At 50.0% G+C, this 10,915-nt stretch carries 14 protein-coding genes; all 14 read left to right on the top strand.

Annotation, left to right across the window (positions count from 1 at the left end):
• Positions 1 to 5 precede the first annotated feature (5 nt).
• Genes Q8M98_10655 through Q8M98_10720 form a run of 14 tightly spaced genes read left to right on the top strand, consistent with a single transcriptional unit; the run spans position 6 to position 10,524 of the window.
• Entirely contained in the window at positions 6 to 416 is a 411-nt protein-coding gene (locus tag Q8M98_10655) for a SoxR reducing system RseC family protein (protein ID MDP3115214.1), read from the top strand.
• Positions 413 to 769, top strand: a complete 357-nt coding sequence (folB, locus tag Q8M98_10660) for a dihydroneopterin aldolase (protein MDP3115215.1) — start codon at positions 413 to 415, stop codon at positions 767 to 769. Before Q8M98_10655 ends, folB begins: the two co-directional genes overlap by 4 nt.
• Positions 770 to 1,237 carry a 2-amino-4-hydroxy-6-hydroxymethyldihydropteridine diphosphokinase gene (gene folK / locus Q8M98_10665; GenBank protein ID MDP3115216.1) on the top strand — a complete coding sequence of 156 codons (468 nt, stop codon included), beginning with the start codon at positions 770 to 772 and terminating at the stop codon, positions 1,235 to 1,237. It begins immediately after the preceding gene.
• On the top strand, positions 1,237 to 2,268 hold the full coding sequence (locus tag Q8M98_10670) for a sugar phosphate nucleotidyltransferase (protein MDP3115217.1): 1,032 nt from the start codon (positions 1,237 to 1,239) through the stop codon (positions 2,266 to 2,268). Before folK ends, Q8M98_10670 begins: the two co-directional genes overlap by 1 nt.
• A complete protein-coding gene (locus Q8M98_10675) occupies positions 2,258 to 2,767 on the top strand; it encodes an HIT domain-containing protein (GenBank protein MDP3115218.1) in 510 nt (169 codons plus the stop codon). Before Q8M98_10670 ends, Q8M98_10675 begins: the two co-directional genes overlap by 11 nt.
• 32 nt (positions 2,768 to 2,799) lie before the next feature.
• Positions 2,800 to 3,210 (top strand): LytR C-terminal domain-containing protein, encoded by a 411-nt coding sequence (locus tag Q8M98_10680; protein ID MDP3115219.1) that lies wholly within the window; start codon positions 2,800 to 2,802, stop codon positions 3,208 to 3,210.
• Between the two features lie 15 nt (positions 3,211 to 3,225).
• The gene (gene rsfS, locus Q8M98_10685; GenBank protein MDP3115220.1) at positions 3,226 to 3,579 is read left to right on the top strand and encodes a ribosome silencing factor; all 354 of its coding nucleotides are present in this window, start codon (positions 3,226 to 3,228) and stop codon (positions 3,577 to 3,579) included.
• A complete protein-coding gene (gene argS, locus Q8M98_10690; protein MDP3115221.1) occupies positions 3,576 to 5,228 on the top strand; it encodes an arginine--tRNA ligase in 1,653 nt (550 codons plus the stop codon). Before rsfS ends, argS begins: the two co-directional genes overlap by 4 nt.
• Positions 5,229 to 5,235: 7 nt before the next feature.
• On the top strand, positions 5,236 to 5,688 hold the full coding sequence (gene rimI / locus Q8M98_10695; protein MDP3115222.1) for a ribosomal protein S18-alanine N-acetyltransferase: 453 nt from the start codon (positions 5,236 to 5,238) through the stop codon (positions 5,686 to 5,688).
• Complete coding sequence (nadB, locus tag Q8M98_10700) at positions 5,675 to 7,273, top strand: L-aspartate oxidase (protein MDP3115223.1); 1,599 nt, start codon at positions 5,675 to 5,677, stop codon at positions 7,271 to 7,273. Before rimI ends, nadB begins: the two co-directional genes overlap by 14 nt.
• Positions 7,274 to 7,279: 6 nt before the next feature.
• Positions 7,280 to 7,903 (top strand): dTMP kinase, encoded by a 624-nt coding sequence (tmk, locus tag Q8M98_10705; protein ID MDP3115224.1) that lies wholly within the window; start codon positions 7,280 to 7,282, stop codon positions 7,901 to 7,903.
• Positions 7,903 to 9,501, top strand: coding sequence for a S41 family peptidase (locus tag Q8M98_10710; protein MDP3115225.1), 1,599 nt, complete (start codon positions 7,903 to 7,905; stop codon positions 9,499 to 9,501). Before tmk ends, Q8M98_10710 begins: the two co-directional genes overlap by 1 nt.
• Before the next feature lie 17 nt (positions 9,502 to 9,518).
• Positions 9,519 to 10,148 carry a response regulator gene (locus Q8M98_10715; GenBank protein ID MDP3115226.1) on the top strand — a complete coding sequence of 210 codons (630 nt, stop codon included), beginning with the start codon at positions 9,519 to 9,521 and terminating at the stop codon, positions 10,146 to 10,148.
• A gap of 37 nt (positions 10,149 to 10,185) precedes the next feature.
• A complete protein-coding gene (locus tag Q8M98_10720) occupies positions 10,186 to 10,524 on the top strand; it encodes a hypothetical protein (GenBank protein ID MDP3115227.1) in 339 nt (112 codons plus the stop codon).
• The last annotated feature ends 391 nt before the right edge of the window (positions 10,525 to 10,915 follow it).

Raw genomic sequence — 10,915 nt, forward strand, 5'->3', positions numbered from 1 at the left:
CGAACATGGAAGAGCACCACATCGAAGATTCCGGAACGGTCGTTTCAGTCCACGGAACCCACGTGCGCGTGGAAGTTGTGCGTGGAGCGGGATGCAAATCCTGCAGCATGCGCGGATTTTGTTTCAGAAAAAACGTTCCTGCCGTTTTTGACCTTGAAACTGAGCTGGATCTCAAAGCCGGTGATAGGGTGGAGCTGGAGATATCTCCCGGCGCAAGAGTGCTTTCAGCGCTTTTGATCTTTGGTGTTCCGCTGTTCTTTCTCTTTGGAGGATTCCTGATTTCTGCGCATTGGCTGATAGAATTGCCCTCGATCGGCATTGCTTTTCTTGCAATGGCGCTTAGTTTTTTTATCATCAGATATTGCGACCGCAACGTTGCGGGTAGCATCAAGGTACGAATAGGACGTAAAATATGATCATCCATCTGAACGAAATGGTTTTCTATGGTTTTCACGGCGTGCACGATGAAGAACGCCGTCTCGGACAGCGCTTTATCGTTACGGCACATCTGTTTACGGACGATGCCGGCGATCGCGATATCCTCCATTTGAAAGACACCGTGGACTATACAAAGGTCTTTGAGGACATCAAAGAGATCATGGAGTCTCATCAATTTCACATTCTGGAGACCTGCGCAAACACTGTGGCGGACAAACTTTTGGCGGATTATCCTCTCCTGACCAAGGTCAGGATCTGCATCCAAAAACCCTCGGTGGCGATCCAAGGCTCGCTCAAATCCGTCGAAGTGGAGATGACGCGGGAGCGCTGAATGATCGCCTATTTATGTCTCGGCTCCAATCTTGCCGATCCCTCCAAACAGATACAAATAGCTGTTGAGCAGATCGAAGCTGTGCAGGATATTTTTATCCTCAGAAAATCTGGACTAATCGAGACAGAGCCATACGGTATCACAGATCAACCGATGTTTTTCAATCAGATATTGGAGATCAAGACCAGCCTGGCACCCGATGCTTTGCTCAATCGCTTGCTTGATATCGAAAGCCAAATGGGCAGAATTCGCGATAACCGCTGGGGGGCGCGCATCATAGATATAGACATCCTGCTCTATGATGATCTTGTCATAAATAGCGAGACACTCACGCTTCCGCATCCGGACTTTCACTATCGCACCTTCGCCCTGAAATTATTATGCAAATTGATCCCCGATAAAATACATCCGATTTTGAAGAAAAGCTATGCCGAGATGCTTGGCATGCTTGAAGATAAGGAGAACTGATGAAAGCCCTTGCAGCGATCATACTTGCCGCCGGAAAGGGAACCAGAATGAAATCCGACCGCGCCAAAGTGACCTTCCCCATTGCCGGAAAACCAATGATTCAAAGAGTTGTGGACAGCGCCCTCAAGCTGGATTGCCAAAGCGTCTGCGTGGTCGTCGGCTATCAAATGGACAGCGTCGTTGCCTGCCTTGAAGACGACGACCGTATCGATTTTGTCGAACAAAGCGAACAGCTCGGCACCGGACATGCCGTTCTGATGGCGGAGCAGATTCTGAAAGACTTTGAAGGCGATGTGTTGATCCTCTGCGGAGACGTTCCGCTGCTCAGCTATGAAACTCTGCAACAGCTTCATGCCGAACACGTTGCGACAGCGGCTTCATGCACTGTCTTGACCGCTTTTTTGGATGATCCGGGGAAATATGGCAGAATCCTGCGCGATCCAGATGGCAAGATCAGCGGCATCGTGGAATTCAAAGACGCCACCGCTGCGCAAAGAGCGATCCAAGAATGGAACACCGGCATCTATTGCTACGATGCCAAAGAGCTGTTTTCCGCCCTGAAACTGACCTCAAATCAGAATCAGCAGGGAGAATACTACCTCACGGACACCTTGCACATCCTGCATGGACAGTGTAAAAAGGTCGTTTCCGTCGTGCTCAAAGACCTCACCGAGGTTTCCGGCGTCAATTCACAACAGCAATTAGCGGAACTTGAAGACGCCTTCATCGCCAAGGTTCGCGAGCATTGGCTAAATAACGGGGTCGTCATGCATAACCCCGCCACGATCTATATCGACGACACCGTCGTCCTCCAGCCGGACGTCGAGATCGGGCAAAACACCATCATCAAAGGAGGCAGCATGGTCGATAGAGGTGCTTTCATCGGTTCGAACTGCTATATCGACCACAGCAAGATCAGCTCCGAGAGCATCCTCGAGGGCTATAACATCCTCGTCTATGCCCATATTCCCGAACATCACATCGTCGAACTCGGCGAGACCTACATCGAAGAAGAAATCTTTGAAGGATAAATACCTCTATTCTCCTTGGCGGTTGGATTACATTCTCGGCGAAAAACCTGAGGACTGCATCCTCTGCCGTTATCAGAATCTCGGGGAGGATTGCGAAAACCTCATCGTCTGGCGCGGAAAGCATTGCTATATAATGCTTAACCGCTACCCCTATAACAACGGACACATCATGATCGTCCCCTACCGCCATGCGGACAGCCTTGGCAAGCTCGACCATCTCGCGCTCAATTCGCTTTTTAGGCTTTTGCAGGCGGGTGAATCCGCTTTGACTGAAGTTTACAAATGCGAAGGGATCAATATCGGCTTGAATCTCGGTCTCGCAGCGGGCGCCGGAATCCGTGATCACCTACATTTCCACATGGTTCCGCGTTGGCAGGGTGACAGCAATTTCATGAGCGTAATTTCAGGCGAACGCGTGATCCCTGAAGCATTTGAGCTTAGCTGGCAGAAGCTCAGAGACCAATTTGCCATACTGCTTACCCCCACGGAACTTTACTAATGAGTTTGACAGTTAACGGGGATCGAAAATCATTGTCCCCAAAACGCAAATGGTGGCTCTGGGCGTTAGTCTTTGTCGCTCTACTGGCGGTGCTGGCGATATTCTTGAAGGGGTATCTTCCGGGTGCCGGAGACGACCTGCCGGACGAAGATAGCATGCCCGCCATCAAAGTGGTGGTCGTAAACGGTTGCGGCTACGTTGGTTTAGCTTCCGAATATGAGAAATACATCATGTGTAAAAACATCGAGGTGCTCAGATTGGAAAACACGCGCAAGCCCTTGTATGACAAATCGATAATAGTAGTGAAAAAAGAAGATAAACAAGACCTGGAACGCCTGAAGAAGATGACCGGCATCCAGCGCTGGACAATGGCGCTGAACGAACATTACGATGCCCCGTTCATCATCATACTCGGACGCGATTACGAAGAATTTATAAAGTAAAGCCTGGAGGAGAGATTGCCCAGTAAAGAAAAACTGGAAGCCATCCTGGAATGGCTCCAAGACAAAAAAGCCGAGAACATCCGCATCTACGATGTGGAAAAGACCAGCGGCTACACGGACGTCATCGTTGTTTGCGAAGGCGGCGCGGATTTGCACAACAAGGCGATCGCCAATCATTTGATCGACATGGCGAAGGAATATAGCCTCAGCGTTATGAGCAAGGAAGGGATCGATTTCGGACATTGGATCCTGATCGATATCGGGGACGTCATCGTCCACATCTTCCTTTCCGAAACGCGCGATTATTACAAGATCGACGAGCTTTTCGAACGGGTCAAAAACCGCCAGCTTGAAGAGATTCCGGAATGATCAAACACATCCTGCATGAGCATATCGTTCAGACCCTGGACAAGCTCGGATACTCACACGAGCGTGATTTCAACGTGGAGATTCCGAATAATTCGGAGTTTGGTGACTATTCCACCAACGCGGCGATGGTTTTGGCAAGGGAAAACAAGCTTACTCCTAAGGCTCTGGCAGAAACGCTGCACAAGGAATTGAAAAAAAACAAGTCCTATAAAAAGGTGGAAATCGCCGGACCGGGGTTCATCAATTTCTACATCTCCGCGACCCTGTTTCAAAGGATGTTGTGGGACATCCACTTACAGGCGGATACCTATGCCCGTTCCGATTTTGGCAAGGAAGAGAAAGTTCTGCTGGAATTTGTCAGCGCCAACCCCACCGGCCCTTTAAATATCGTCAGCGCCCGTGCCGCCGCTTTTGGGGACACGCTTTACCGCGTGATGAAATACGTCGGCTACGCCCCCACCCGTGAATTCTATATCAATGACGCCGGCAACCAAGTGGACATCCTGGCGGAATCATTGGAGCTTCGCTTGCGCGAGATCCACGGTGAAAAGATCGGTGAATTCCCTTATGAAGCATATCACGGAGACTACGTCAAACACTTGGCGCACAAGCTAAACGCCGCTGAAGGCATACGCATCTTCATGATGCCTGAAAAAGACCGTATCGAACACCTCAAGGAATATGCCCTCAGCGAGTTGCTTAATATGCAAAGACACAGCCTGGAAAAATTCGGCGTCACTTTCGAAGCCTGGGTCTCGGAAAAGACCCTGCGCCAGGAAGGAGTAGTCGAAGAAGTGCTCAGCTATCTCACTGAAGCGGACTGCACTTATGAAAAAGATGACGCCATCTGGTTTTGTTCCACCAAGTTCGGGGACGACAAAGACCGCGTTCTGATGAAAAGCGACGGTTCGATCACATATTTCGTGCCTGATCTGGCTTATCATCTCACCAAGATCCAACGCGGCTACACCACTCTGATCGACGTCTTTGGTCCCGATCATCACGGCTATGTTCCGCGGCTAAAAGCTGCTTTCAAAGCCCTCAATTTTGATGACAATATGTTGGAGATCATCTTCCTGCAGCAAGTGAACCTCTTTGAAAGCGGAGAACGCGTCAAGATGAGCAAACGCGCCGGAAAGATCGTCACCATGGACGATCTGCTCAGTCTTGTGGGCAAGGACTCCGCTCGATATTTCTTCATAGCCCGCAAGGCAAACGCGCATCTCAATTTCGATCTGGAATTGGCGATGAAGAAGAACAATGAAAACCCCGTATATTATTGCCAATATGCCTACGCCCGCATCTGCAGTATCCTCAAAAAGGCAAAGAAGGATCGCGTCCTGCCCAAAACCTTCAAGAAAGAAATGTGTGCAAAGCTCAATAAACCGGAAGAGCTGGCGATCATCCAGAAACTCACGGATTTTCCCGAACTTCTGATCCTGATCTCCGTCCACCGCGAACCACACCGCTTGGCAAATTACATGGAAGAGCTATGCGGTCTTTTCCATCGTTATTACAACAAATATCAGGTGGTCAGCGAAAAGAACAAGGATCTCTCAAAAGCGAGGCTGCTCTTGATCGAGTGCATTAAAAACACGCTTGCCCTCTGCTTTGATATGATGGGAATCAGCGCACCGGAGAAGATGTAGGAACGCCATGCCGAGCATCCGCTATATGCAGGTTCAGGACAAAGATCAGGTGTATCGCATCGAGTGCGAAGCTTTTTCCACACCCTGGCCTAAAGATGCTTTTGAGGAAGATTCGATCTATGACCGATTTATCCTCTTCGATGGCGATACAGTGCTGGGCTATATCTTCTGCCACAGCGTTATAGACGAATGCACGATCGTCAATTTCGCCATCGATTCCACCCACAGACGCCAGGGCTATGGATCGATGCTGCTTGATCACGCGCTGAAAGCCACTTTGCCAAAAGAGGTCAAATATATCTATCTGGACGTCCGTGCATCCAATCTCGCCGCTCAGAGTATTTACCTCAAATTCGGTTTCAGGACGATCGGCATCCGCAGGCATTATTACAGCCAACCGGATGAAGATTCGCTCATAATGCAAAAGATCCTCGAAGGAAACGCTGATGAAAAACTATGACTTTCTGGTGATCGGCAGCGGCATTGCCGGGCTGGTCTATGCCCTGCGCGTTTCCGAGAAAGGAAAAGTGGCGCTCGTCACCAAAAAAGGCTTGTTTGACTGCAATACAGACTATGCCCAGGGTGGAATCGCAGCAGTGCTGGACGTGAGCGATTCCTTTATCCATCACATCGAGGACACTTACAAAGCCGGTGCGGAACTGGGCAAAAAACAGGTGATCAGCAAGATCATCGAAGAAGGTCCCAAGCTCATCCAATACCTGATCGATCAGGGTACTGATTTTACCAAACGCGCGGAAAACTATGATAAGAGCCTTGAAAACCTTTCGCTCAACATGGAAGGCGGGCACACCCATCGGCGAGTTGCATATTCAGCGGATTCTACCGGGCACCAGATTATGCAAGCTTTGGTCGCGCGTTGTCTCGAAAACGCAAATATCGACATCTTTGAAAACCACATCGCCATCGACCTGATCACTCAGCACCACATCGTTCAGGACGACGGTTTCATCCCCGGAATTTCCTGTTGGGGCGCCTATGTGATGGATTGTTCCAGCCTTGAAGTGCAAATCTTTCGTGCCCGCAAGACGATGATGGCTACCGGCGGCGCAGCGCAGATCTATGCTCACAACACCAATCCGGACATCGCCACCGGCGACGGCATGGCAATGGCACGTTTGGCAGGAGCCCGCTTGGCGAATATGGAGTTTGTCCAGTTTCATCCCACTGCCTTTTGGAGACCGGGAGGAGGCACTTTCCTGATCAGCGAAGCGCTGCGAGGCGAGGGAGCTATCCTGCGTCTTTCCGATGGCAGCTCTTTTATGGAAAACTATCATCCTCAGGGAAATCTTGCCCCCCGCGATGTTGTTTCCCGCGCCATTGATGCCGAACTCAAGAAAAGAGGCGAGAAATTCTGTTATCTGGATGCCACCGGCATCCCCACTGAAATCTTGAAAAGCCACTTTCCCTTTATCGACAAACGCTTGATGGAGCACGGCATCGATTTTTGCACAATGCCCATACCTGTGGCCCCGGCGGCGCATTATTTCTGTGGCGGAGTGCTTTCCACCATTGAAGGCATCACCGATATCCGTAATCTCTTTGCTGCCGGAGAAGTTGCTTGCAGCGGTCTGCATGGCGCTAACCGCCTGGCGTCGAACTCGCTATTGGAAGCCCTCGTGATCTCGTGGCACGCCGGAAACCATCCTTCAAACGATGAAGCGGTGGATTTTCCCACAATCCCGCACTGGCATAAGAAGGACAATTTCAACGAAAACGAGTGGGTCGTGATCTCCCACAACCGCGAGATCATCGGCACGATCATGCACGGCTACGTAGGCATCCGCCGATCAAGACGCTTGCTTAAATATGCTCTGACGAGGATTGAAAACATCTATAACGAGATCAACAATTTCTACCAACACAACGCCGTCCGCAAGGAAGTAGTCGAAACCAGAAACATGGCAATTATCGCCATTGCAGTCATCCGCAGCGCTTTGATGCGCAAGGAAAGCCGTGGCACGCATTTTCTGATTGACAACCCCGAGCGCAACGACGCCATCTTTCAGACCGATACAATCATTTGAGTAACCATGAGCGGATTTTTCATCACATTTGAAGGCATCGAAGGCAGCGGAAAGAGCACCCAGATCAGGATGTTAGGCGATAAACTGGCATTGCATGGCATTGATTGCGTCATCACCCGCGAACCTGGCGGACCTCCGATCTCCGAAGCGATCCGCAAGATCCTGCTCGATCCGGCAAACAAAGAAATGCTCCCCGAAACCGAATTACTTCTCTACATGGCAAGCCGCGCCCAACACAGCGGCGAGTGGATCATTCCAGCCCTTGAAAGTGGAAAGATCGTGCTTTGCGACCGCTACTACGATTCCACCTTTGCCTATCAGGGCGCCGCGCGCGACCTTGATCTCAATTTTATTCATGCTCTCACCAGTTTTGCCACCTTTGCGACGGTGCCGGACATCACTTTTTTGATCGATCTGCCCGTGACCACAGGGCTGACGAGAATCCAAAACCGCAAGCTCGACCGCCTCGAGATGGAGGACATCTCTTTCCACGATAAAGTGCGCAAACAGTATTTGGCGATTGCCGCCGCCGAACCTTTCAGATATATTATCCTTGACGGTCAAAAGGAACCGGATAGGATTCACGACGATATTTTTCACAGTGTTTTAGCCCGAATAGGAGTTCAGTAATGACAAAACCCAAACACAGACTCGCCCTGATCACTATCGCCGGAATTTGGCTGCTTTCGGCTATCCTGCTCTTCGCAGCCACCAACGCCTTCGCCCAAACCCAGAGCAAAGGAACGGATATTTATTCCCAGCTCGGGCTTTTCAGCGATGTGCTCAACCGTCTGAAACAAAATTATGTGACCGATCTCAACGACGAAGAACTGATTAAAGCTGCGATCGTCGGCATGCTGGGCTCCACGGACCCCCACACCACCTATTTCACCGCGGATGAATTCAAGGATTTCACCACCAGCACCAAAGGCGCTTTCGGAGGCTTGGGAATCCAGATCGACAAGATCGGGGACTATGTGACCGTCGTATCTCCCATCGAAGGAACGCCGGCATACCGGATGGGCATCACTGCCGGAGACCGGATCATCAAGGTGGACGACAAGAACATCGTCGGACTGAGCACAGACGAAGCTATCAAGCTCATGCGCGGAGACGTCGGAACCCAGGTCATCATCACGATCAGCCGTCCCGGCATCGCCAAGGCTCTCGAATTTATCATTATTCGCGAAACCATCAAAATCAAGAGCGTGCCATATTTTTTCAAGCTTTCAAACAATGTGGGCTATATCCGCATCAGCCAGTTCAACGAAAACACCATCAACGAGCTGCGCACCGCCTTGACCGAGCTTGAAAGCCAAAACATCCGCGGCTTGATCCTTGACCTCAGATGGAATCCCGGTGGATTGCTGGATCAGGCAGTGGACACCGTAAACGAATTTATCGGCTCCGGCAAACTCGTAGTCGAAACCAAGGGTAAAACCATCGCCTCCAACCGCCAACATTTCACCCGTTTCAGCACCAAAGCCCGCAACTATCCCATCGTCGCGCTTGTGAACGAAGCTTCCGCCAGCGCTTCCGAGATATTTGCCGGATCTTTGCAGGACTGGGACAAGGGACTCGTGATGGGAAAAACGACCTTTGGAAAGGGCAGCGTCCAACAGCTTTTCACCCTCTCCAACGGCAGCGGCGTCAAGGTCACAACCTCCTATTATTATATCAAATCCGGCAGATGCATCCATAAGATGCTGAACGACCAGATATTGAAAGGGAAAACGGTCAGCGAAAGCGAGATCAAGGAAGATGATAAACGCAACCATGAAAAGATCTATCACACCGTCAACAAACGCGAGGTTTTTGGCGGAGGAGGCATCACTCCGGATATCGAAACGGAATCGGATCTGCTCACTCTCTTTGGCGCCGAGCTGCGTCGCAAAAGCATCTTCTTCAACTGGGCGGTCGATTATCTTGTGGAGCACGAACACAAAGTCTCAAAGGACATCGTCATCGACAACGACATCATGGAAGATTTTCTCCGCTATGCAAGAAACAACGATATCAAATATAGTGCCGCCGATCTCGACAGCGCCAAAACCTTTATCCGCAACACGATCAAGAGCGAGCTTATCCGCAAGGTATATGGCGATTCCGAAGCATATAAAGTAACCATTTCCATGGACAAACAACTCCAAAGCGCGATCGATCTCTTTGACCGTTTCAGCACCATGGACGCAATGTTTGAGCACGCCCGCTCTTTGAAAAAGAAATAACCCTGGGAGAAAACACCATGTCATTTGATCCCGCCCTGCGCAACATGTTGATCTTTCTCGTTGATGATGAGGCGATCAACCTCAAGCTGCTTAAGACCATTCTCAACCAAGCCGGATTTGAGAACGTGATGCAATTCATATCCGGTGAAGATATGCTCTCAGTGCTCGAAACCACGATTCCGGATGTGATTCTTTTGGACATCATGATGCCCGGCATCAGCGGTTATGAAGTACTGGAAAGGGTAAAAAGTAATCCCCTGCAATTGAATGTTCCCTTTATCATGATCACCGCCGCATCTCACGAACCGGAGATGGAACCCATGCGCAAGAGCTTTGAACTCGGTGCCGTGGACTATATCACAAAACCGTTTTCCAGTATCGAACTGGTGATGCGCATCCAATCCGCACTCAAACTCGAAAGACAAAGACAGGCTTTGGAAGCGGCGGCAGACAAGATCAAATCCCTCGAAAAGCTGCTGCCCATCTGCTCCTACTGCAAAAAAGTGCGCAACGATCAAAACTATTGGCAGGACGTGGAAGTCTATATCTCCGCTCACACTGAGGCAATGTTTAGCCACAGTATCTGCCCCGGCTGCTATCAACTGTATGTAAAACCGCAGATCGACGAGCTGAAAAGCAAGTCCTGAGCCTCTGTCGCCTCAACCGGATAAAAAAGGAAAAACAATGAAACAGGTACTAATTGCGATTGCCATCATGATCCTGGTTTCAACGCTGCCTGCCCATCCCGCGGGAAGCGTCACCGCCAGATTCGATGCCACAACCAAGCTGCTCTCCATTTCTTTTGACCATAGCGTCAAAGACCCCACCGATCACTTCATCAAAAGCATCATAGTCAAAGTGGGCGGATCCATCATGATCACCCAAAACCTCAACATTCAGGAAAACGCCGCCGGAGGTTCATTCTCCTATAAATTGCTCAACCTCAAAAAAGGCGACGTGATCGAAGTCATTACCGAATGCAACAAAAGCGGTAAAAAATTCACAAAACTGACTCCGGGTTAAAGATAGCACCAATTTGTTTTTCATTCCCACCCGCGGGTCGGAATCTGAGCTTGATTTACTAAATATAAATCCGATACAAGTTATGGGTGTTCTCATGCTTTGGGAGTTTCTCATGGTTTGGATCGGGTTTTTTCTTACACAAGGACAGATAGAGGACTATGTAGTATGCAAATACGACTTTCGTAAACCATCCACAATTCTGTAACCAATCCTGCAGACAGGAACCGACGGGGACGTCGGTAATTCCATGATCATGATAGGGGTAGGGGAGTTATCCATTACTGGCTCCCCTCCCTCCGAACCGTACGTGCGGTTTTCCCGCATACGGCTCTCCAGAAAACAGGTATCTCATGTAAGAGACCGGCATAATTCACTGTGGGCTTCGGTTAAT

This window comes from Candidatus Cloacimonadaceae bacterium, from assembly GCA_030693415.1.
Taxonomy (GTDB): Bacteria; Cloacimonadota; Cloacimonadia; order Cloacimonadales; family Cloacimonadaceae; genus JAUYAR01.